Consider the following 19,933-nt stretch of genomic DNA (forward strand, 5'->3'; position numbering starts at 1 on the left):
CAAGTTACGGAAGACTGCCTTTACCCCACTGGCCTTTGCCCCAATGCCGGAGCGGGAACGAATTTTGACAGAGAGCCAATAAATATGGCCCTTGCCGCAACCAGTTGGCGGGGCTTGCCAATTGTTTCACCCAAAAATTACAGATATGCGATTCGGACGTAAAAAAATTCAGGAAGAAGAAAAATGGCTGGCGGGCATCAGCATTGCGCTCGGCGCCACTGTGCTGGCACTGGGCATTGCCACGCTTTTGCTGGGCCGCCGCCAGGGCAAAAAAGCCGGTAAAAAGGCACCGCAGTTAAACCTCGATAACCCCGGCACACAAACCGAGTTTCCCACTGCGGCGACTGAGTCGGAAATAGGTTAAACAGGTATGGAAAAAAGAAGGCGGACTCATGTAGTCCGCCTTCTTTCTCTTTTATGTTGCTGCGGTAAACTGTCGCAAAAACCGCACATCATTTTCACTGAACAGGCGCAGGTCGTTGATGCCGTAGAGCAGCATGGTAATGCGTTCGATACCCATGCCAAAGGCAAAGCCGGTGTATTTGTTGGAGTCGATGCCGCAGGATTCGAGCACTTTGGGGTGCACCATGCCGCAGCCTAAGATTTCTACCCAGCCGGTTTGCTTACACACCCGGCAGCCGCTGCCACCGCAAATCAAACAGCTGATGTCCATTTCGGCACTGGGCTCGGTAAACGGAAAATAAGAAGGGCGGAACCGCACTTTTACATCTTTGCCAAACAGCTCCTGCACAAAGAAATAAAGGGTTTGCTTTAGGTCGGCAAACGATACGTGCTCGTCGATGTACAGGCCTTCCACCTGGTGGAAAAAGCAGTGTGCACGGGCCGAAATGGTTTCGTTGCGGTACACGCGGCCGGGACAAATAACCCGGATGGGCAGCTTGCCTTTTTCCATTTCCCGCACCTGCACATTGCTGGTGTGGGTACGCAGCAGCCAGTCGGGGTTTTGGGCAATATAAAAAGTATCCTGCATGTCGCGGGCCGGGTGGTGCTCGGGCAGGTTCAGCGCCGTAAAGTTATGCCAGTCGTCCTCAATTTCGGGTCCGTCGGCTACGGCAAAACCAAGGCGGTGAAAAATATCGATGATGCGGCGGCGCACCAGGTTAATGGGGTGGCGGGTGCCGGCCACGATGGGATCGCCGGGCAGCGACAGGTCGATGGCAGCAGCCTGTGGTTGGTCGCTGTCGGTTGTTTCCTTGGCCGATTCGTATTTGGCTTCGGCAAATTGCTTGAAGTCGTTGAGCACCTGGCCAAACTCCCGTTTTTGCTCGGCGGGTATGTTGCGCATTTCACCAAACAGGGCTTTTACAATGCCTTTGGTGCCTAAAAACTTGATGCGGTATGTTTCCAGTTGGTCGGGGGTAACAAGTTCCAGGGCCTCAATTTCCTGGCGGTAAGCATTTATTTGCTGCACAATGGACTCCATGCGGCAAAGATAACCGGTAGCGAAAGAATATCGAACAGGCGAACAAGGAATGTCGAACAGGGGAAGGCGAGGGGGAAAGAATAACGAACAGACGAACAAGGAACAGAGGAATGTCGAAGTTGTAGGGATTGTGAATTATTGTTTATAGATTATTAATTACTAGAGTTGTTGCGGATAAATATTGCAGCTCCACAATATTGGGCGTAGCCCAAACCCGTTGGTAATAAAGCAGCATCATCGGTATCAATTTTCCCGTTGATCGTAGATTAACCCGGTAAACGGGATATTTATTTACAAAACAAGATGGAGCACAGGTTTGGGCAACGCCCAAATGGTTGTCGCTAAAAACCATTGCTACCAACAGGAGTGGGCTACGCCCACTTTTAATTTAATGATGGCTACCCTTATCCCGATATAGAAATATCACCCTTTATGCACCATCCCACCAATTCATCACTCATAATTCATCATTTTCAACCCTACTTCGTCATTCCTCTGTTCCTTGCTCCTTGTTTGATATTCTCACAGGTCCACATGGTTGGCCGAAACGCCGGCGCCGTAAAACGCGGCGGCGTGGCTGTTGAAATCGGCTACAGAATCGGTGGTATAAAAAAGGCGGTTGCCCTGGCGGGTGATCTGCGTTTCAATTTCGGGGTGGCGATGTAAATAGTCCTGCAAGCTGTTGGCCACAATGCCGCCCTGCGATACCACCTGCACACCTTGCGGCAAAGCGGCTTTGATCTTCTGCTCCAGCAGGGGATAATGCGTGCAGGCCAACAATACAGTATCAATCTTTGGGTTTTGCGCCATTAGCTGCGCCACATTTTTACGCACAAAAAAATCGGCGCCGGCACCTTCGTGTTCGCCGTTTTCAATGATCGGCACCCACATGGGACAAGCCTCTTGAGCAATGTGCAACTGCGGAAAGAATTTATTTATTTCCAATGCATAACTGTTCGATTGCACCGTGCCGCGGGTAGCCAAAATGCCGATGTTGCCGGTGCGGGTGTAGGCCCCAATGGTTTCGGAAGTGGGCCGGATAACACCCAATACCCGGGCGGTAGGATTGAGGCGCTGCAGGTCCATTTGCTGGATGCTGCGCAAAGCCTTGGCCGAAGCGGTATTGCAGGCCAAAATAATGAGCGGGCATTGCTGCTGCAACAGCCACTCCACGCATTGCAAGGTGTATTTATACACGGTTTCAAACGACCGGGTGCCATACGGTGCCCGGGCATTGTCGCCCAGGTACAGGTAATCGTATTGCGGCATCCGCGCCACTATTTCCCGAAGCACGGTAAGGCCGCCATAACCCGAATCGAACACACCAATTGGATGCATGGCCGCGAAGGTAGGAAACAGTTGCGGGACGGCGGAATGCAGCGGTTCTGTGGGATGAGTCTATTATACAATTGCAATGAGTTTTTTGGAAGATACCTGGTGGCTTGCAGGAAAGTCTTTTATCGACTTATCGATTTAACGTGTACATAAACAACTGCACGCTGACGATCAAATCACTGTATTATTGAAATCAAAAGCCAATAATATTTTAAAATATAACGGTAACCTCTAAACGCAATAGGCAACTCGCATCATTACCGCAATTTTATATTGGTTGAAATTTTGCAGGCGCAAAAAAACTAAAACAACCATCTTCCATTATACATGCTTTTTAACAGGTAAGCACAAAATTTTTGTACAACGCTTTTCTACAAAACCAGAGAGGCCCGCCACAATTGTGGCGGGCCTCTCTGGTCGTTTTATTACAGCATTATTTAATACGCTGCGGCTACATATTTACTCGTTCACTTTTCCCTGCCAGCGATCCACCTGCTTTTCTTTTGCCTTGCGCAATTGCGCCTGCAACTTGTTCACACACTCGTCAACGGCCTGCTCAAATTCCACGGCCGATTCTTTAATAAACAAATCGGGGCCGGGCACTTCCAGTCTTATTTCGCAATAGGTGCTGGGCGTGGCTTTGTCGGGGCCAAGAAACAGGGTAACATTCGCCCGTACAATATGATCGCTCGGGTTTAGTTTTTCCAGTTTTTCCCGAACATAACTTTCCAGTACTTCGCCTGCTTTAAATCCTAAAGATTGTATGATCACATCCATAGCGTAATATTTTGGTGCAATGGCTACCATTTTCATACCAACAAAAAACCGCTGGCACTGCGTGCCGTTGCCACCTAAAATTAATGCATGTAGACGTACATGCACTTGTCAAAAAAGCACTACTTTATGGCTTAATTTTTTTATGTTGTTAGATGCCACCCTGCGGGGAGGGCACTCCTCACCCCTAAACGCCATATATGCAGATTCAATTATTGCGTACCAAAGTGCAGCAACTTGTTGTTTCCGAAAGCTCTGAAAATTATCCCGGCTCCATTGCCCTGCCCGATGAGCTGATTGAAGCATCGGGCCTGCGACTTTTTGAACTGGTACATGTAAACAACCTTACCAATGGCAACCGCATTGTAACCTACGTGGTGCGCAGCAAACGCGAAGGTTTTGTAACGCTGAATGGTGCTGCTTCGAAACTGTTCAGCAAAGGCGACAAAATACACGTGCTGGCTTATGGATATTTTGATGAAGCTGAAGCCGTAGGATTTGAACCTCGCATTATATACGCCGATGAAATGAACCGCCTGAAAGAAGTAAAAACCTACAGTTTTCAATGAGTGGATGGCGGAAGCGTATAGGCCAGTGGGAACACTGGCCTTTTCCCGTTTTTTATGCACCGTTGCTGCCCGCCTGGTTGCGCAATTATGCCCGCAGCAAGTCGCTGTGGTATTTTGCGGCAGCCAATCCTACCATTACCTACGGCGGTTTTGAAGGCGAAAGTAAAAGTGAGCAATACGTGCAATTGCCGGCACACTTGTGTCCAAAAACGGTGGTGGTACAACCTCGTACGCCGTACGATGCAGTACTGCAAGAGGTGGCCGATGCCGGCTTGCAATTTCCGCTGATTGCAAAGCCCGATGTTGGCATGAAAGGCATTTTATTTCGCAAGCTGGAAGGCGCCGCGCAATTGGCGCAATACCACAACCGCATGCCGGCAGCTTACCTGGTGCAGGAGTATTTGGACCACCCACTGGAGGTAAGCATTTTTTATTACCGCATGCCCGGCACCGATCGCGGCACCATCACTGCATTGATACAAAAAGACCTGTTGCAAGTGCAGGGCAATGGCCGCGACACGGTGGCGCAACTGGTGCAGCGCAATGCCGACATCCGGCCTTATTACGGTGCCGCTGTGCGCCATTGGGGTGCAAAAATGAACGAGGTATTGCCGGACGGCGAAACGCTGGTTTTATCTCATGTGGCCAACCTGGTGAACGGCGCACGGTTTAAAAACCTGCAGCACCTGATCGATGCACAACTGACTGCTGTGTTCGACGAGATCAGCCACCAGAGCCAGTTTTACTACGGCCGGTACGATATTAAATGCCACCAGCCAACCGACTTGCACACCGGCAGAAATTTTTACATCCTCGAGTTTAATGGTGCCGGATCGGTGCCCAACCATGTATTTACCGGCACTTATAGTTTGGGGGGTGCTTACGCCGAAATTGCCCGCCACTGGGATCTTTTATACCGAATTAGCAAAGCCAACAGGGATCGGGGTTTTCGCGTTCCGTCCACCGCCGAAGGCCGCCGTTTTATGAAGGGCATGCGGCAGCATTTCGACCAATTGAAGGCGCTGGATAAAAAACTGGTGCTGTCGTAAACTGGTATTGCCGTTCAGCCTTTTTTGCCTACGCCAGCTGAGCCGTAATGCTATTTTAGGCCCATGAAAAAAGGCCTCTTCGTTTTGCTTTGCTTTTTCTGTATGGCGCCGGCATTTGCGCAGGTTGTAATGGTGGGCCCCATGCTGCACCTCAATTTTGAAGGCAAAAAAGTGAAACCGAGCTTTGCCGTAGAAGCTTCCTGCTGGTGGCTAAAAGGTATTCCCTACGGTGTGGATGCAGGGTTTGAATTTCAAAAAGGCAAGTTCCGCTTATACAGCGAAGCGCAAACCGGTATTGGCATTGCCGGCCTATCGGCAGGGCCTTTTGTTGAGTTTGCAAAAGCTACCCCGGTAAAAGCAGGGCTGCAACTTACCGGATGGATGAACTATTATATTGGCGCTGATTTAAGAGTGCGCATTTACCGCGGCCCCGACGTTTTTGCTGCAGGGCTGTACGGAAAAGTGCCTCTTTTTGTGGAAGGCAATAATGAAGAAAACGAATCGGAGTGGTGGGATTGGGACGACTGGGATTGATCAAATTACTGAGCAAGTAATTTCGTTTGTACATGCCTGTTGCTGTTGCGTTCAGGCATTTTTATTTGTCACAATCCAAGGATTAAACAAGGATGTGCTTAACCTCTGCTGCGCAAAATTTTTTTACATCCTGTTCAACTAAAACGTGGCATTCTGCGTTAACATTTATCAAAACCCCTAACGTATGAAAAATGTCTTTCTGAAAATCTGGGCTATTGCCGCCCTGAGTGTTTTTGCAACTTCCTGCTCCGAGGACGAAGATGATACCGCGAACCAACAGGCTCGTGTAATGGTGGTACATGCTTCGCCAAATGCGCCTGCTGTTGACGTTCGTGTGAACAATACTGTTGCTGCATCTAACCTCGCTTTCCCAAGCAACACACAGTATTTGAATGTAAATGCAGGCGCTGCCAATTTTAAAGTGTCGCCAACCGGCACCACCAATTATGTAATTGATGCCAACGCGCAGCTTAATGCCAATGCCAACTATTCGGTGCTGGCTGTAAACACAGTAAACAACATTTCGGCTTCGGTAGTAATGGACGACCTTACAGCGCCGGCGGCGGGCCAGGCCCACGTTCGCTTTTTCCACCTGTCGCCCGATGCACCAGCAGTTGACATTGCTGCAAGAGGTGGTGATGTGCTGTTCGCTAACCGATCATTCAATGATCAGAGCACCAACGCTGCAAGAGCTACTTTCACCGCCATCCCCGCAGGAACATACAACCTGGATGTACGTTTGGCCGGACAAAGCGCTGTAGCGCTGCAACTGCCTGCAGTAACAGTTGAGGCTGGTAAAATTTATACCGTATTTGCCAAAGGCTTACTCACCGGCACCGGTGCACAGGCACTGGGCGCACAAGTAATCGTGCACAACTAAGCACGCCAATTTTTCCAAAAAATAAAAAGGTAAAGTCATTGGTAACAGATGGCTTTGCCTTTTTTTATGGCTTTGTGCACCGCGCAATGTTTTGAAAATGATATGCATTTCGATGTGAGTGGTATCATTTTTTCTGCGGTAGCATCGCTTGTTCAACCCTTAATCAACCAATCATGTTTTGTAAAGTAAATTTTGTGCTGGCTTCGGCCATTGTATTTGCCGGCTGCTCTGCCAGCTCCTCTACCAACGGCGGCAGCAGCAACGATACCGGGAGCACCGGCGCCCCGGTAGAAACACGTGCACCCAACACCAGTTATAAACCTGCGTTTGAAGGGCAAACCCGCATTGGCAGCGTAACCACAAAAACGCCTTATGCAGGCACCGCCATCAGCACTGCATTGCAAAGCCCCTGGGGCATTGCTGCACTGCCCGATGGCCGGCTGCTCATTACCCAAAAAGCCGGCACCATGCGTATTGCCACCACTGCCGGCCAGCTAACCGAGCCCATTACCGGCCTGCCTCCGGTAAACTCCAAAGGCCAGGGCGGCTTGCTGGGGCTAGCCATCGACCCGGATTTTGCCTCCAACCGGATGGTATATTGGGTATTTTCGGAAGATGTTGAAGGCGGAAACCTGACTGCAGTGGCAAAAGGTGCGCTGTCGGCAGATGAGAAGCGCATAGAAAATGCCTCGGTTATTTACCGCGCCACGCCTGCATACAATGGCGACAAACATTTTGGCGGCCGCGTGGTGGCGATGAGATCAACATCATACAGCCCGGCAAAAACTATGGCTGGCCAACCATTGGCTATGGCATTGAATACAACGGGCAGAAAGTAGGCGAAGGCATTACGCAGCAGCAAGGTATGGAGCAACCTGTTTATTATTGGGATCCGGTGTTGTCGCCCAGCGGTATGACGTTTTACAGCGGCGATGCTATACCCGAATGGAAAAACAACCTGTTCATTGCCGGCCTCAACAGCAACCATATTGCCCGCATTGTTTTGAACAACAATAAAGTGGTGGGCGAAGAGCGGCTGCTGGCCAATGAAGGGCAGCGGTTCAGGGACATTACCCAAGGCAAAGATGGTGCGTTGTACGCCGTTACCGATGGCGGCCGGTTGTACCGCATTGCCAAGCAATAAAACTGTTGCTTAAAACAAAATAGGGCTGGTGCAAACCGGCCTTATTTTGTTTGAACTCAGTTGTGCTTAATGAAAAACAGCTGAGCGTTCAATGCGATTTATTTAAGAAATGGCGCGCTGTATTTACATCAATGCATTCCATTTATCCACCAGCGAAGCATAAAAAGATGCGGTAGGTGTGGGCTCGCCATTTTCCCCTGTGTGGCTTTCTTCCAGGCCAAACAAAACATCAACGATCCGGTCAATTTCGTCCGCTTCAAGATCTACAGTGTAATAATTGGTAGCACTGACAAAAGGTTGGGCATGTTGTGCGGGCTTTGGAATTTTATGGTGCTCGATGATCCCCTTTATTTTATCGGCTAATTGGGCCTCCTGCCGCGATGCCAACTCTTTTAAGGTTACATTCAGCGTGGTGTGGTCCAAAACGTTTTTCTGGCTGATCAATGCTTTATACGCTTCACTGTTCATGGCCGTGCTTGTTTAAAAGTTTACGCTTTCCATCTTTACTTTTTTAGTTCCAATTCAGCACCGGTGAGGGCAAAATGCAGGTTTTGCAACTGGTGCAGCTGGTGCACATTATTGCTGGCCGCAGCGCCGTTTACCAGGGCCCGGGCAAAACATTCGCCGTTGCTTTTTACATAGCCGGCCAGTTGGGTATCGGCGCCGCCAATTACCGGCAGCACCAGCCTAAACTCGCGGGCCCCGGGCCGCAGCGGGTAGTCCATATTTTCGGCAAAACCGCACCGTTCCAGCAGTTCGGGCTTCAGCACAACAGGGTACAGGGTGGCGCCTTCGCCACGATCCAGCATGGCAAAATGTGCCGCGGTGCAGGACGTCATGGCAATTTTGCCGGACAGCTTTTGCAAGATGACATTACCGGGGCGCAGTTCATGGGCAGAAATCATGGCGTAAAAGTAGGGAGGCGGCGGCAGGCGGCAAGGCCGGCGGGTGGGCAATAAAAAGGAGCCTCGGTGCGTTTTAAGCCACTAAAAACCTGCAACCCCTGCTGCTGCCTCTGAGGAACTGTGCTGGAATTTAAACTTGACAACCTATGATTGACTGGAGACAGCAATTAGATGACGTTATAAAATCGCAGGGCTTTGAGAAAAAAGTGCCGGAACTTTCTACGGCCGATTTTGCCACCATACAGGAGTTTTTGGAGCAAAAGGCAAGGCCTGCATTTGAAAATATTTGCGATCAGCTCAACACGTTTCAAAACCTCCGCGCCGAGGTAATGGCCGCTGCATCGCCCATACATTCGTCGATCAATAGCCTGGAGCTGATGGTGCACAAAACTGCGCAGCCCCGGCTCACTTACCGCCTTAATTTTTGCCGCCGTGCAGAAGGCATTTTTGTGTTTGGCGAATACAGTACGCCGAATATTTACGGCGAGAATACGCGGTTTCATAAAACCGCATTTGAGCGGCTATTGACGCATGCCTGGGAAGATGATATTGCCGAGGATTTTTCGGCGATTATGAAGCTGAAGTTTTAGTGTGCGGTTTGGAGTTTAGTGTTCAATTGATTTTTCCAACTTTAAACCTTAGACTTTAAACTTTAAACTCCATGTTACCGCAACGCAGCAATTTGATCCTTGTATTCATATTGCAGGTCTTCGTGCAAAGTAGCGACGGCGGCTACAATTTTTTTGAGTTGTGCTGCAAACAAATTTGATAGCGCTGTGCTGCGGTTCAGTGGTATGCCCAATGCTTTCATTTCGGTGCAGAAATGCAGGAGCAGTTCGGCTTCGGTGGCTTTGTTGCCCGAATATTTGATGTATTTGCCGGTAATGCGCAACACTTTGCGCAGTTGCTTTTTTGCGATGTATAAATTGCTCGTGTTCACCTCCGTCATGTATTCCGAAATTTCAGCGATCACGCTGCGTTTGTACGCCTCTTCATCATCAGCCTCAAACAGGAGGTAGGTAAGCAGTTCCTTGCTTTCTTTTTTGGCCCGCGCCATGCGCAGGCACAGCTCGGTCAGCTCCGCTGTTGTTTTGCCTTTTAGTTCCGCTTTGATCTCACTGATGCTGGCTGCTTTCATGGAGCAAGTTTACGGTAAGTGCAGAAAAGTGGGAGGCAATTGTTGTTTGTTGCACAATCATTTGATCCATTCGGTGCCGTCGGCCGAAAAGCGCACCATATTTACCGGTGCACCAACCGATGAAGGAGTAACTTTTGCCTGCTCCATAATGAGTTGTTTTACCAACATTGCAGGTTCGGTAAACGGCCGCTGTTGCGCCAGAAAGTGCTCCATGCCGCTATATGATCCCATGAAATAAATCTGCTGGCTTCCGGGCGGGCAATCGCCGGGACAGCGGGAGGTGTAACTGCCCACAGCCACCTGGCTGCCGGCGCCTTTTTCAAAACCAATGATCTCCATTTGCGGCACGCCGTTTTGCAGGCGCAGCACCACCAGTTCCAACAATGGTTCGTCGGTGGAGAGCAGTTGTGCAAATGCAGCGGGCTGTTGCTGCTGGCGCTGTTTTAATTCTTTTGCCAGAATATTTTTTAGTTCCTGTTTAATGTTGCTGATGGCCGTTTCGTAACTGGCCGCTTGCTGCAGTTGCTTTGCCACAATTTGCGAAGCAGAATAGCCCGAAGCCTGCGATGAAGTAAAGCCAGCCAGTGCAAAATAATAACCACCTACGTTTTGAATTTTACACACCTGCTGGTTTGCCTGCACCACTGCATTTGCATCAAGCACCTGTCGTTTGCTATCGGTGCCCAGTAAAATATATTGGGGTGTAACAATAACCACGATGGCAGTGGCTGCAGCCACATGCGCAGTGAGGTAAAACAGTATGGAGCAAATCAATTTTTTCATGAACGCAGCAACCTGCAACCAACAGGTAAGCCCTATGTATAAAGCCGGGCCGAATAAATATAAAACAAGTTGTGGCGAGCCGCGTGTTAAAAAGACGGAGCCCGGTTGCAGGCAGCCGAATGAGTGCTTTTGAACGTTCAGGCAGTGGCGCCTGAAAAAGAAAGTGCAATGCGTACCTCGCGGTGTACTGCATGTTCAATCTGGTCTTTGGGTTGGTACAGCATGTGCGCTGCAGCAGTGGTGCGCAGCATGATGGCTTCGTCGGTGCGTGGATGCACAAACAAAATATCGAGGTACACCTTTTTATCGTTGAAGCTGCGTGGCTTTTGATCGTAGGGCGAAAAAGAGTAAGCTACAATTTCAATCAGTGCCTCGTTGTGATACAGTGGTGTGGTGTTGGTATTCGTGGTCATTGGATTGTTGTTTCAATACAAGCTACAATACAGGCGGTGCAACAGGAAGTAGGTTTCGTTAAGCTGGGGTAAATGTTACTTCAAGTGGTAATTATTACCGATGAACTGCCCCAAATGAAAAGCTCCGCACAGTGGCGGAGCTTTCTTGAAAAACAAAACAAACTTGGGGTTGATTAACGTACTTTGGTTACAAACACATCCTGCACAATGCGGGTGTTGCGGTTGATTTGATACTGCTGTGAGAACTTGCCTTTTTTGTTGGCAATGGTCAGGATCACACGCAGGTCTTCGTCAGCACGTTCAACCTGGAATTTTTTAGAGAATTTTTTCTCTTTGAATTTCTCGGAGTACAGTGTGTTGCCGTCAGAGTCTTTCAGGGTGATGAACAACTCTTCTTCCTCCAGGTTATCGAACTCCACCTGGAAGATAGGGTTGTTGCCTACTGCACCCAGGTACTTGATTTCTACGTTTTCTTTGTTGCCGCCTTCCTGTGCATTTGCAGTGAGTACAGTGCCGAAGGTAAAGAGGGCGATGACTGCTGTGAAAAATATGATTTTCACGATGTTGTTGATGTTTACACTTTTCATAATGATCGTTTTAATGGATTGCGTTAATAAAAATTTCTTTTCTGGTAAGCAAACGCGGCGGGCAATCATCAGAGGCGTGCAATCGGTAGGGCGATCAGACTTGTTGTGTGCTACTGAAGTTGGATACGGTTTGTAGCGCTGATCTGATACAAAAGTATACCGGTAAAAATGCTGTTGCAAACCAATTTTTGTTCTTGTTTTTTATCCTAAACTATTTAAATATTTGGTAAAACCCTTGCTGGTAAAGGGTTTGGCGTCCTTTGTTCCATTATACCCAACTACAAAACGGGCTACTTTTTTATCGGTATGTTTTATTTTAATCATGTGACGGCGGTTTACGGGTGTACGTATTCATTATGTACATGCATCAGTTAAATAGCGCATGTAATTGCTGTTGTTATTTCATGGGTTTTGTAGGCGTATGTTTTTTGTAGCAATAATTATTTCATGAATTGAAGAACATGCATTGCTTGTTTGCGATGATGTTGGTGTTGCATCGAATTTCCATACGTGTGCTATACATGCGATCAACACAACTGCTGTATTATGTTATCGTGATGTTTCGTGTTGATGAAAAATGAATGCTTATTTATGCTATCGCAGTTATTTAATAAACATCAATTCACTTGAGTGGTGGTGATGTTATGAAATGAATATTCCTCTACAACTTGTAATAAAAAATATCGTGGCTTGAATCTGTTGTTTTTTGTGTAATAGTCTGGCAATCGATTCAGCAAATGCGGTTCGCTTTTGTGAAAGCAATTACATTTTTACCACGTTAGTATTCTATGATCTTTTGATTGCTGCTCATTGATAATACGCAGTGTATTCCTGCTTTGTAAAAGGGTAAAATCCTCTTCTGTAGCCTGTTTGAAACTGTTGTGCCTGAATAAAAAATCGTGCTGCAGAGTTGTTACAGGCACACTACTTGTAATAAGTGTGCATATTTCGTTGCTAACCAAAAAACAAACAGGATGAAAAGAACATTTATGACCCTTTTGCTGGCCAGCTCTGGCACCTTGCTATGGGCGCAGCAAACAGGCACGGACTCAACAACCGGTAACCCGGTGCGTTCCAGCACAGACAACAGCAGCATGCAACAAAACACCATGCAGCAAAACAAAAGCGACAAGTGGGACAAGAAAGCAACTGGTGATGCCAGCACCCAGCAAAGCACCGGCAGCTACAACGCTTATGGCGCTGCAGTGCCATCGAATGTGCTGCGCACCTTTGGCCAGGAAGTACCCACCGGTACCGATGCTCAGTGGGAACAATCGAACGAATACTGGCGGGTAAACTACAAAGACAATGAGGGTAAAATGGCACGCCGCTACTACAGCATGAACGGCCAAAGCTTTGCCATTGCACTGCCCATTATGTCAACCTTTGTACCCGACAATGTAATGGCCAAAGTGCAGGAACTGTACGGTGATAAAGTGTATGATGTAACCATGATGCGCAGCACCAGCAACAATCAAAGCGGCACGATGATGCAAAGTGGTGCCAACGCTGCCTGGAGCAATAATGGAACTGCATCGGTAAACGGCAGCGCTACTGTAGACAATAGCAGTGCAACTGTGAACAGCAACACTTCGGCTAACATGAGCAACAATGGTACTAATACCGTAAACACCGGTACAGATGTTAGCGGCAGTACTACTATGAACACAACAACTGTTGTGGATCCTGTGGAAGGTGCACATTACCATGTACGCATTATTGAAAACGGTACCGTACGGTCTGAAATGATCAACGAAGATGGCAGTGCTTATGTAGCACCTGCGCCAACCGAATCAATGAGTGTTGATCAGCAGGGTATGAACAATGGCCAGCAGATGAACAATGGTACACAACAGTGGAACAACGGTCAGCAAAGCGGTTCTACCAACAACAGCATGAACATGCAGACCGACAGCACCCGTACACAAGGCAATTGGAACAATACCAACACAGGTACCGATAGCACCCGCACCACTACCGATAGCACCAATGCTATGAACGGCACCAACACTTCGGCTGATCAAATGCAAACAGATGCCACTACTACTGATAATGCTTCAGGCACAACAAGTGGCACCGATATGCAAAACACTACTACAAACAAATCGGACAGCACTGGTGTAAACGGCACTACTACTACCGATGGCACTACCAACCTGAACAGCGTGGATAACAACAACGCTTATGGTAATACCACTGGCGACAGCACTAACAAAAGCACCAAAAAAATGAATAAGAAAAAAGATAAGAAAAAGCACATGGACCAGTAAGGTACATGAGTTACATACTTATACTTCATCAACATTCTGGTAACGGGCCCCGCAGCAATGCGGGGCTTTGCTGTACAATGTTTGATAGCAACAATTGTGGATTGCATCAAAAAAGTAGTGCGTTATCCGAACGCCCTGCATTTACCTTTGCAGCTCTAACAGAAATACATTTTGATGACTGATACCGGGGGGCGGCTTTATACGCTGAAGTTTGGATTGTTGTGTGCCTCGTCTTTTCTTTTTTCTGCTTCGTTCAATATGCTCATTCCCGAGTTGCCGGCATACCTCAGTTCGATGGGCGGCGCCGAGTACAAAGGTTTGATCATTGCCCTGTTTACCGTTACAGCAGGCTTTTCGCGGCCGTTTAGTGGCAAACTCACCGATACCATTGGCCGGGTGCCGGTAATGGCCATTGGTTCGCTGGTTTGCTTTGTATGCGGCTTTTTATACCCGTTGCTGGGCACTGTTGCAGGCTTTCTTACGCTAAGGCTTTTTCATGGTTTTTCCACCGGCTTCAAACCCACTGCCACTGCGGCTTATATTGCCGATGTGGTGGCGCCAAACCGCTGGGGCGAGGCCATGGGTTTTCACGGCATTTGCTTTAGCACAGGCATGGCCATCGGGCCAGCGCTGGGTTCGTTTGTAACCGCTCAATACGGCATCAACGGGCTGTTTTATACTTCCTCGCTTTTTGCCTTATTGTCCATTGTTATTTTGGGCAACCTGCCCGAAACACATCCCGAAAAGCAGCGGTTTAAATTTTCTTTTTTAAAACTGTCGGCGCATGAAATACTGGAGCCCCGCGTGTTGCCGGCAGCCATCATTACGCTGTTGGGTTATGTAAGCTATGGTACTGTGCTTACGCTGGTGCCCGACTGGAGCAGCCACCTGGGTGTGGGCAACAAAGGCACTTTCTTTATTGTGTTTACGGTTGCTTCTTTGCTGGTGCGTTTTGCCGCAGGCCGCGTATCCGACCGGCATGGGCGCATTGCTGTATTAAAATGGGCCTCGGTGCTGTTGGTTGTTTCGCTATTGATCATTGGCTGGGCACAATCGGTGGTGGCGCTGATGGTGGGCGCATTTATTTACGGCATTGCCACCGGTCTTTTTTCGCCGGCATCCAATGCGCTTACAGCAGATTTAAGTTTACCCGAATACCGCGGTCGTGCCATGGCCACTATGTACATTGCTTTGGAAGTAGGCATTGGCTTAGGCGCCTTACTTGCGGGCTGGGCCTTTGCCGATCGCATGCACATGGTGCCGCCCATCTTTTTTGCATCGGCGCTGGTATCATTGGCGGGGCTTATTTATTTGCTGGTAAAATTCAGAAAGGGCAAGGGCATGCCGCAGCCCTGATGCTTGCACAAGAAAATGGGTTAACTTGGCCTTTATGAAAACATTGTTGCTGCCATTAGCCCTTTTTTGTTTGTGGGTAAATACCGCCACTGCACAATCGCGTTCCCTGTTTAATGGAAAAGACCTCAGCGGCTGGCATGCCGATGTGCCGCAAATGGATAAGGACAGCACGGCACGCAGCCCGTTTTTGGTGCGCAACGGTTTGCTGGTAAGCATGGGCAAACCCGGCGGCCACCTCATTACCGACGAAAAATTTGAAAACTACCGCCTCGAAGTGGAATATCGTTTTGCCGGAGACCCCGGCAACTGCGGTGTGCTGGTGCATGCCTCCACGCCCCGCAACCTGTATGGCATGTTTCCGAAATCCATTGAAGTGCAGATGATGCACCAAAATGCCGGGGACTTTTGGGTGATTGGTGAAGACATTGTGGTGCCCGACATGGAAAAACGCCGCGGTCCCAAAGAAAAATGGGGCTCGGTGGATGGCAAGCTGCGCCGCATTCCCAACCTGACCGATGATTCGGAAAAGCCGCTGGGCCAATGGAACAGCATGACCATTGAAGCCGTAGGCGATAAAATTGTGGTGTGGGTAAACGGCACCATGGTGAATTACGGATATGAAGCAACCGCCAAGAAAGGCCAGATTGCATTGCAGGCAGAAGGAGCCGAAGTAGAGTTTCGCAAAGTGCTGCTGACACCGATTAAAAAGGTGAGCACGGATTGAGGTGGTGAATGGGCAATGGTGAATGGTGGAAGTCGTGAAACGTGAAACGTCAATCGTGAAAGAGGGAACTATGTATGTGAAGAGTAAAACGAAATGTGTTGTTTAGTAAAAGCCTTTCTAATGATCACGAATAGTGTAGAGAAATAGAAAGCGCACAACTGCATTTTATACTTGATCAAAAGTATCAAACCTTCACGCTTCATTTCACGTTTACCGTTTGACGTTTCACGACGTCCACCATTCACCATTGACGTTTCACGGTTCACGTTCCCCCTCAATTCTTCCCCGCTAAATGCTCCTGCTCGCCTTCAGGCTCCACGCTGGTGTACGACCGCATGGGTTTGAGGTATCGGGCGCCACCCTTGGTTTGAAAGCGGGTGGGCAGTTGCGACCATTTGCCGCCCTTGTTGTTCCATACAAAAAAATGCAGGTGTGGAAAAAGCGAAAAGCCCGTAGTGCCGCTGCGGCCAATGGCTTGGCCCTGCCGCACCGTATCGCCTACATTTACCAGCACACCATCTTTTTGCAGGTGCCAGTAACCGGCCCTTGAACCGTCTTCGTGTTCAATAACGATATAGTTGGCAAAAGGCCGGTACCTCCGGTTCCAGCCGCCCTTGTTGTTGTTGCCGGCGGTGCGCACCACCACACCATCACGGGCCGCGCTGATCAGTGTGCCTTCAGCCATTTTAAAATCAATAGCGGCACGGTTGCGGTGCGAAAATCGGGTAAAATATCCTTGTACCATCAGGTAGCTTTTGCCTTTGGGATAAGGCAAGGCGTAAACAAAACTGGTGTCTTCCTTCAGGCGACCCCGCTGCAGGTTGCGGGCAGTGGCGCTCTGCGGGTCTTTCGACGCAACACAGCCTACCAAAAAAGCGGTGATTGAAAGAAGCAACAAAGGGTATGTAATTCGGTACTGCACGGTTTTGAAGGTATCAAAAAATACACCATCGTTTTGCTGGCTTTGAAAAAAGCCTTCCGGTATTTTGGGAAAACAAAAAGTTTAGCCGGCGGCAAGTTGCGTTGTGTTTGCAACAGCGCCTTTTTTTGTTTAAAGATGAAGTACTTTATTCAAATAGTTATTTAACCATTGGTCCGGAAAAAAAGTTTGAATGCCTCAACTGTGCCTATATATTTGACCCAGAATTTTTAAACCCAAACTCCTGCGTTATGAACGTATTTAAAAAAGTGAGCGGCTTTTTAATGGCCGCCGTAATGGTGGTGTCTTTAACCGCCGCGTTTCCTTCCTCCAAAGTTTCTGAGCCTGTTGCCGTAGCTACCGAAGCACCTGCCGTTGGCAAGGTTTCGTACAAGCAAATGAAAGCAATGGCTACCAACGTCAAAGGCAGCAAGCTGACGATGAAGGAAAAAATTGCCCTCAAAGTTTTTGGTAAAAAGATCGCTACCAAAGGCAGCGCTCCTGCAGCCGAAGGCAAATCGCAAGTAATTGCCCTGATCCTTGTTGCCCTGCTGGGCGGCCTGGGCATTCACCGTTTTTACCTGGGTTACACCTGGCAAGGTGTGGTACAGTTGCTTACCCTTGGTGGCTGCGGTGTATGGGCGTTGATCGACCTGGTGCGCATCATCATGGGCACGTTGAAGCCAAACGGAAGCGAGTACGCTACTACGCTTTAATTTTACCCACAAACCAGTAACTGCTATGCGTTCGGTATCTTTTCGCTACTATTTTACCCTGGCCAAACTGGCGCTCATTGTATTGTTGCCGCCCGTTTTGCTGGCCCTGCCCGCCGACTTTTTCGATCATGGAGAAAGCATTTGTTTGTCCAAAGTATTGTTCGACTTTGAGTGTTACGGTTGCGGCATGACCCGTGCCTGCCAGCACCTCATACACCTCGATTTTGAAAATGCTTTTGCCTACAACATGGGTTCTTTTATTGCACTGCCGGCGGTGGGCATTATTTGGGTACAATGGTTTTTTAAAGAAATGCGCCTCATGCGCCTCTACCGCACTGCACTCAACAGCAAACTGGTTTAGCCCAACTTTGAAAGCAACAATGTTCTAAACAAAAGGCCGCTCAATCGAGCGGCCTTTTGTTTAGAACTACAACATAAAAATTTTACTCTTTCACATTTCACGTTTGACGTTTCACGATTCAAACATTCACCATTCACCACTGCCCATTCACCGCCTCAATCCGGCCGGTGTACCCGCTCCCTGCGTTCGCCCACTTGCTGGCGCCACATGGCGTAGTACAAACCTTTTTGTTGCAACAGGTCGGCATGGTTGCCGGTTTCCACCACGTGGCCACGTTCCAGCACAAAAATGGTATCGGCATGCATAATGGTGCTGAGGCGGTGTGCAATCAAAATGGTGATCTGTTCGCGGCTGGCAGATATGGATCGAATGGTGGCCGTAATGCTTTCCTCAGTCAATGAATCCAGTGCCGAAGTAGCTTCATCAAAGATCAGCAGGCGTGGGTTGCGCAGCAGGGCACGGGCAATGGAAATGCGTTGCTTTTCGCCGCCGCTCAATTTCATGCCGCCTTCGCCCAGCACGGTGTCAATGCCCTTTTCGCTGCGTTGCAGCAATCCTTCGCAAGCCGCTTTGTGCAAGGCTTCCAGTATGTCGGCATCAGTTGCGTCGGCTTTTACAAACAACAAATTATCCCTGATGGTGCCGGCAAACAATTGTGTATCCTGCGTTACAAAACCAATCTGCCGGCGCAGCTCGTTGTAGCGTATTTCATCCGATCCTTCTTCGTTAAAATATATGGCGCCGCTCACCGGTTTGTACAGGCCCACCAGCAATTTTACCAGCGTACTTTTTCCCGAGCCCGATGGCCCTACAAACGCAATGGTTTCGCCCACTTTTACCGAAAAGGAAATATCGTCGATGGCATTGCCCGATCCTGTTTTGTGTTTAAATACCACGCTTTCAAAACCCAGGTTTTGCAGCGGCCCGATCTCCACCGGGTTTTCGGGACGTTGCTCAATGGGTTTGTGCATCAACGTATCGAAGTTGTGAATGGACGCATCCACTTCGCGGTATTGCAAAATGATGTTGCCCAGGTCCTGCAGCGGGCCAAAAATGCCGGTGGAAATAAATTGCATGGTAATGAGCTCGCCGGTGCTGAGCACATTGCGGAAAATAAGCCATAGCAAAATAAACAGGATGGACTGCCGCAACAGGTTGAGCGTGGTGCCCTGCAAAAAAGAAAGCGTTCGCACCTTCCGCACCTTGATCATTTCCAGTTCGAATATTTTTTGCGTTTGTTCGCGCAGCCGCCGTATTTCCGGAAACGTAAGCCCGAGGCTTTTTACCAGCTCAATGTTGCGCAGGCTTTCGGTGATCACGCCGCTCATTTTATTGGTTTCGCGGTTGATGGAGCGCTGCACGGTTTTTATTTTTTTGGACAACAAACCGGTAAGGCTGCCCAGCACCAAAATGCCAATTACAAATACGGGAATGAGCATCCAGTTTTTGGTGATGCTGTACCAAATCAGGAAACCAATGCCAACGATGGAGGAAAAAACAACGTTGATGAATGAGTTGATAAACCGCTCCGTGTCGGTCTTTACTTTTTGCAATACCGAAAGGGTTTCGCCGCTGCGGCTTTCTTCAAATTCCTGGAAGTTGAGGCGCAGGGTTTGCTTTAGCCCGTCGTTGAAAATTTGCATGCCAAAACGCGCCACAGCCAGCCTTGTAGTGTACTCCTGGAAAGCTTTTGCCAGCCGCGCTGCCAATGCCACCGCAACGGCCACACCCAGCCAAAAAAGCACGCCGTTGATCAATTCGCTTTCGGGGCGGCTGCCGCGTTGGTTGGCATAGTCGTCGATGATTTTACCAAAAATGATTGGATCGATGAGGGTGAGCAACTGCGCTACAGTGGCCAGTAAAAGCGATAGCAACAAAAGCGGACGGTGTGGCTGGAGGTAACGCCAAAGAATCTGCATGTAACATTATTCGTCAAAAAACGCACCGGGCTGCAATGGCGCCGGGCAGTTGGTTGCGCTGTGTTTTATGGATAAAAAAAGCGCCCCCTTGCGGAGGCGCCCTATAACTATAA

Annotated in this window: 25 protein-coding genes; 13 read left to right on the plus strand and 12 right to left on the minus strand. The window is 48.9% G+C overall.

Annotation, left to right across the window (positions count from 1 at the left end; genetic code table 11):
• Window positions 1-145 precede the first annotated feature (145 nt).
• Window positions 146-364, plus strand: a complete 219-nt coding sequence (locus DRJ53_RS15235) for a hypothetical protein (protein ID WP_114236512.1) — start codon at window positions 146-148, stop codon at window positions 362-364.
• A 51-nt stretch (window positions 365-415) separates the two neighbouring features.
• On the opposite strand, the gene pheS is transcribed toward DRJ53_RS15235, so the two are convergent.
• The 3 genes from pheS to DRJ53_RS15250 form a co-directional block, all read right to left on the minus strand.
• Window positions 416-1,444: a phenylalanine--tRNA ligase subunit alpha gene (pheS, locus tag DRJ53_RS15240; protein ID WP_114236513.1), complete on the minus strand. Its 1,029-nt coding sequence runs from the start codon at window positions 1,442-1,444 to the stop codon at window positions 416-418.
• Between the two features lie 522 nt (window positions 1,445-1,966).
• On the minus strand, window positions 1,967-2,782 hold the full coding sequence (gene murI / locus DRJ53_RS15245; protein ID WP_114236514.1) for a glutamate racemase: 816 nt from the start codon (window positions 2,780-2,782) through the stop codon (window positions 1,967-1,969).
• Between the two features lie 456 nt (window positions 2,783-3,238).
• Entirely contained in the window at window positions 3,239-3,556 is a 318-nt protein-coding gene (locus tag DRJ53_RS15250; protein WP_162303891.1) for an HPF/RaiA family ribosome-associated protein, read from the minus strand.
• A gap of 197 nt (window positions 3,557-3,753) precedes the next feature.
• On the opposite strand from DRJ53_RS15250, the gene DRJ53_RS15255 reads away from it, so the two are divergent.
• The 6 genes from DRJ53_RS15255 (at window position 3,754) to DRJ53_RS21735 (ending at window position 7,729) form a co-directional block, all read left to right on the plus strand.
• A complete protein-coding gene (locus tag DRJ53_RS15255; protein ID WP_114236516.1) occupies window positions 3,754-4,122 on the plus strand; it encodes an aspartate 1-decarboxylase in 369 nt (122 codons plus the stop codon).
• On the plus strand, window positions 4,119-5,171 hold the full coding sequence (locus DRJ53_RS15260) for an ATP-grasp domain-containing protein (protein ID WP_114236517.1): 1,053 nt from the start codon (window positions 4,119-4,121) through the stop codon (window positions 5,169-5,171). Before DRJ53_RS15255 ends, DRJ53_RS15260 begins: the two co-directional genes overlap by 4 nt.
• Window positions 5,172-5,234: 63 nt before the next feature.
• Window positions 5,235-5,705: a hypothetical protein gene (locus DRJ53_RS15265; RefSeq protein ID WP_123893603.1), complete on the plus strand. Its 471-nt coding sequence runs from the start codon at window positions 5,235-5,237 to the stop codon at window positions 5,703-5,705.
• A 184-nt stretch (window positions 5,706-5,889) separates the two neighbouring features.
• Entirely contained in the window at window positions 5,890-6,585 is a 696-nt protein-coding gene (locus tag DRJ53_RS15270) for a DUF4397 domain-containing protein (protein WP_114236519.1), read from the plus strand.
• A gap of 173 nt (window positions 6,586-6,758) precedes the next feature.
• On the plus strand, window positions 6,759-7,424 hold the full coding sequence (locus DRJ53_RS15275; protein WP_241558573.1) for a PQQ-dependent sugar dehydrogenase: 666 nt from the start codon (window positions 6,759-6,761) through the stop codon (window positions 7,422-7,424).
• Window positions 7,388-7,729 carry a PQQ-dependent sugar dehydrogenase gene (locus DRJ53_RS21735; protein ID WP_241558574.1) on the plus strand — a complete coding sequence of 114 codons (342 nt, stop codon included), beginning with the start codon at window positions 7,388-7,390 and terminating at the stop codon, window positions 7,727-7,729. The genes DRJ53_RS15275 and DRJ53_RS21735 overlap by 37 nt, the downstream gene beginning before the upstream one ends.
• 123 nt (window positions 7,730-7,852) lie before the next feature.
• Here DRJ53_RS21735 and DRJ53_RS15280 read toward each other — a convergent pair whose 3' ends face one another.
• Window positions 7,853-8,197 carry a hypothetical protein gene (locus tag DRJ53_RS15280; RefSeq protein ID WP_114236520.1) on the minus strand — a complete coding sequence of 115 codons (345 nt, stop codon included), beginning with the start codon at window positions 8,195-8,197 and terminating at the stop codon, window positions 7,853-7,855.
• A 35-nt stretch (window positions 8,198-8,232) separates the two neighbouring features.
• Window positions 8,233-8,634 carry a hypothetical protein gene (locus tag DRJ53_RS15285; RefSeq protein WP_123893605.1) on the minus strand — a complete coding sequence of 134 codons (402 nt, stop codon included), beginning with the start codon at window positions 8,632-8,634 and terminating at the stop codon, window positions 8,233-8,235.
• A 146-nt stretch (window positions 8,635-8,780) separates the two neighbouring features.
• Between DRJ53_RS15285 and DRJ53_RS15290 the strand changes: the two genes are divergently transcribed.
• Window positions 8,781-9,224 (plus strand): hypothetical protein, encoded by a 444-nt coding sequence (locus DRJ53_RS15290; protein WP_114236522.1) that lies wholly within the window; start codon window positions 8,781-8,783, stop codon window positions 9,222-9,224.
• A gap of 74 nt (window positions 9,225-9,298) precedes the next feature.
• Here the strand turns inward: DRJ53_RS15290 and DRJ53_RS15295 are convergent, their stop codons facing one another.
• The 5 genes from DRJ53_RS15295 to DRJ53_RS21805 form a co-directional block, all read right to left on the minus strand.
• Window positions 9,299-9,772: a hypothetical protein gene (locus tag DRJ53_RS15295; RefSeq protein WP_114236523.1), complete on the minus strand. Its 474-nt coding sequence runs from the start codon at window positions 9,770-9,772 to the stop codon at window positions 9,299-9,301.
• Window positions 9,773-9,829: 57 nt separating this feature from the next.
• Window positions 9,830-10,555 carry a hypothetical protein gene (locus DRJ53_RS15300; RefSeq protein ID WP_123893607.1) on the minus strand — a complete coding sequence of 242 codons (726 nt, stop codon included), beginning with the start codon at window positions 10,553-10,555 and terminating at the stop codon, window positions 9,830-9,832.
• Between the two features lie 137 nt (window positions 10,556-10,692).
• The gene (locus DRJ53_RS15305) at window positions 10,693-10,968 is read right to left on the minus strand and encodes a hypothetical protein (protein WP_114236525.1); all 276 of its coding nucleotides are present in this window, start codon (window positions 10,966-10,968) and stop codon (window positions 10,693-10,695) included.
• Window positions 10,969-11,141: 173 nt separating this feature from the next.
• Complete coding sequence (locus DRJ53_RS15310; protein ID WP_114236526.1) at window positions 11,142-11,555, minus strand: hypothetical protein; 414 nt, start codon at window positions 11,553-11,555, stop codon at window positions 11,142-11,144.
• Window positions 11,556-11,756: 201 nt separating this feature from the next.
• Entirely contained in the window at window positions 11,757-11,879 is a 123-nt protein-coding gene (locus DRJ53_RS21805) for a hypothetical protein (RefSeq protein ID WP_262707876.1), read from the minus strand.
• Between the two features lie 650 nt (window positions 11,880-12,529).
• Between DRJ53_RS21805 and DRJ53_RS15315 the strand changes: the two genes are divergently transcribed.
• The 3 genes from DRJ53_RS15315 to DRJ53_RS15325 all read left to right on the plus strand — a co-directional run bounded on the left by DRJ53_RS15315 (window position 12,530) and on the right by DRJ53_RS15325 (window position 15,905).
• Window positions 12,530-13,825 (plus strand): hypothetical protein, encoded by a 1,296-nt coding sequence (locus tag DRJ53_RS15315; RefSeq protein WP_123893609.1) that lies wholly within the window; start codon window positions 12,530-12,532, stop codon window positions 13,823-13,825.
• A gap of 174 nt (window positions 13,826-13,999) precedes the next feature.
• A complete protein-coding gene (locus DRJ53_RS15320; RefSeq protein WP_114236528.1) occupies window positions 14,000-15,181 on the plus strand; it encodes an MFS transporter in 1,182 nt (393 codons plus the stop codon).
• Window positions 15,182-15,215: 34 nt separating this feature from the next.
• Window positions 15,216-15,905, plus strand: coding sequence for a 3-keto-disaccharide hydrolase (locus tag DRJ53_RS15325; RefSeq protein WP_114236529.1), 690 nt, complete (start codon window positions 15,216-15,218; stop codon window positions 15,903-15,905).
• A gap of 274 nt (window positions 15,906-16,179) precedes the next feature.
• Here the strand turns inward: DRJ53_RS15325 and DRJ53_RS15330 are convergent, their stop codons facing one another.
• Window positions 16,180-16,776 (minus strand): M23 family metallopeptidase, encoded by a 597-nt coding sequence (locus DRJ53_RS15330; RefSeq protein ID WP_123893611.1) that lies wholly within the window; start codon window positions 16,774-16,776, stop codon window positions 16,180-16,182.
• Between the two features lie 299 nt (window positions 16,777-17,075).
• Here DRJ53_RS15330 and DRJ53_RS21600 point away from each other — a divergent pair, with 299 nt between their 5' ends.
• Both DRJ53_RS21600 and DRJ53_RS15340 read left to right on the plus strand, forming a co-directional pair.
• Entirely contained in the window at window positions 17,076-17,540 is a 465-nt protein-coding gene (locus DRJ53_RS21600; protein WP_204743305.1) for a TM2 domain-containing protein, read from the plus strand.
• 25 nt (window positions 17,541-17,565) lie between these two features.
• A complete protein-coding gene (locus DRJ53_RS15340) occupies window positions 17,566-17,901 on the plus strand; it encodes a DUF2752 domain-containing protein (RefSeq protein ID WP_114236531.1) in 336 nt (111 codons plus the stop codon).
• Window positions 17,902-18,056: 155 nt separating this feature from the next.
• On the opposite strand, the gene DRJ53_RS15345 is transcribed toward DRJ53_RS15340, so the two are convergent.
• Entirely contained in the window at window positions 18,057-19,820 is a 1,764-nt protein-coding gene (locus DRJ53_RS15345) for an ABC transporter ATP-binding protein (protein ID WP_114236532.1), read from the minus strand.
• Window positions 19,821-19,933: the final 113 nt, after the last annotated feature.

Origin of the sequence: Paracnuella aquatica (genome assembly GCF_003332885.2) — a bacterium.
Taxonomy (GTDB): Bacteria; Bacteroidota; Bacteroidia; order Chitinophagales; family Chitinophagaceae; genus Flavisolibacter; species Flavisolibacter aquaticus.

Coding starts and splice junctions, on each gene's coding strand:
- DRJ53_RS15295 (WP_114236523.1), bottom strand. CDS start 9,772: ATGAAAGCAGCCAGCATCAGTGAGATCAAAGCGGAACTAAAAGGCAAA.
- DRJ53_RS15310 (WP_114236526.1), bottom strand. CDS start 11,555: ATGAAAAGTGTAAACATCAACAACATCGTGAAAATCATATTTTTCACA.
- DRJ53_RS15275 (WP_241558573.1), top strand. CDS start 6,759: ATGTTTTGTAAAGTAAATTTTGTGCTGGCTTCGGCCATTGTATTTGCC.
- DRJ53_RS15315 (WP_123893609.1), top strand. CDS start 12,530: ATGAAAAGAACATTTATGACCCTTTTGCTGGCCAGCTCTGGCACCTTG.
- DRJ53_RS21600 (WP_204743305.1), top strand. CDS start 17,076: ATGAACGTATTTAAAAAAGTGAGCGGCTTTTTAATGGCCGCCGTAATG.
- DRJ53_RS15305 (WP_114236525.1), bottom strand. CDS start 10,968: ATGACCACGAATACCAACACCACACCACTGTATCACAACGAGGCACTG.
- DRJ53_RS21805 (WP_262707876.1), bottom strand. CDS start 11,879: ATGATTAAAATAAAACATACCGATAAAAAAGTAGCCCGTTTTGTAGTT.
- DRJ53_RS15260 (WP_114236517.1), top strand. CDS start 4,119: ATGAGTGGATGGCGGAAGCGTATAGGCCAGTGGGAACACTGGCCTTTT.
- DRJ53_RS15285 (WP_123893605.1), bottom strand. CDS start 8,634: ATGATTTCTGCCCATGAACTGCGCCCCGGTAATGTCATCTTGCAAAAG.
- DRJ53_RS15250 (WP_162303891.1), bottom strand. CDS start 3,556: ATGGATGTGATCATACAATCTTTAGGATTTAAAGCAGGCGAAGTACTG.
- DRJ53_RS15255 (WP_114236516.1), top strand. CDS start 3,754: ATGCAGATTCAATTATTGCGTACCAAAGTGCAGCAACTTGTTGTTTCC.
- DRJ53_RS15345 (WP_114236532.1), bottom strand. CDS start 19,820: ATGCAGATTCTTTGGCGTTACCTCCAGCCACACCGTCCGCTTTTGTTG.
- DRJ53_RS15270 (WP_114236519.1), top strand. CDS start 5,890: ATGAAAAATGTCTTTCTGAAAATCTGGGCTATTGCCGCCCTGAGTGTT.
- DRJ53_RS15340 (WP_114236531.1), top strand. CDS start 17,566: ATGCGTTCGGTATCTTTTCGCTACTATTTTACCCTGGCCAAACTGGCG.
- DRJ53_RS15325 (WP_114236529.1), top strand. CDS start 15,216: ATGAAAACATTGTTGCTGCCATTAGCCCTTTTTTGTTTGTGGGTAAAT.
- pheS (WP_114236513.1), bottom strand. CDS start 1,444: ATGGAGTCCATTGTGCAGCAAATAAATGCTTACCGCCAGGAAATTGAG.
- DRJ53_RS15290 (WP_114236522.1), top strand. CDS start 8,781: ATGATTGACTGGAGACAGCAATTAGATGACGTTATAAAATCGCAGGGC.
- DRJ53_RS15280 (WP_114236520.1), bottom strand. CDS start 8,197: ATGAACAGTGAAGCGTATAAAGCATTGATCAGCCAGAAAAACGTTTTG.
- murI (WP_114236514.1), bottom strand. CDS start 2,782: ATGCATCCAATTGGTGTGTTCGATTCGGGTTATGGCGGCCTTACCGTG.
- DRJ53_RS15320 (WP_114236528.1), top strand. CDS start 14,000: ATGACTGATACCGGGGGGCGGCTTTATACGCTGAAGTTTGGATTGTTG.
- DRJ53_RS15300 (WP_123893607.1), bottom strand. CDS start 10,555: ATGAAAAAATTGATTTGCTCCATACTGTTTTACCTCACTGCGCATGTG.
- DRJ53_RS15235 (WP_114236512.1), top strand. CDS start 146: ATGCGATTCGGACGTAAAAAAATTCAGGAAGAAGAAAAATGGCTGGCG.
- DRJ53_RS15265 (WP_123893603.1), top strand. CDS start 5,235: ATGAAAAAAGGCCTCTTCGTTTTGCTTTGCTTTTTCTGTATGGCGCCG.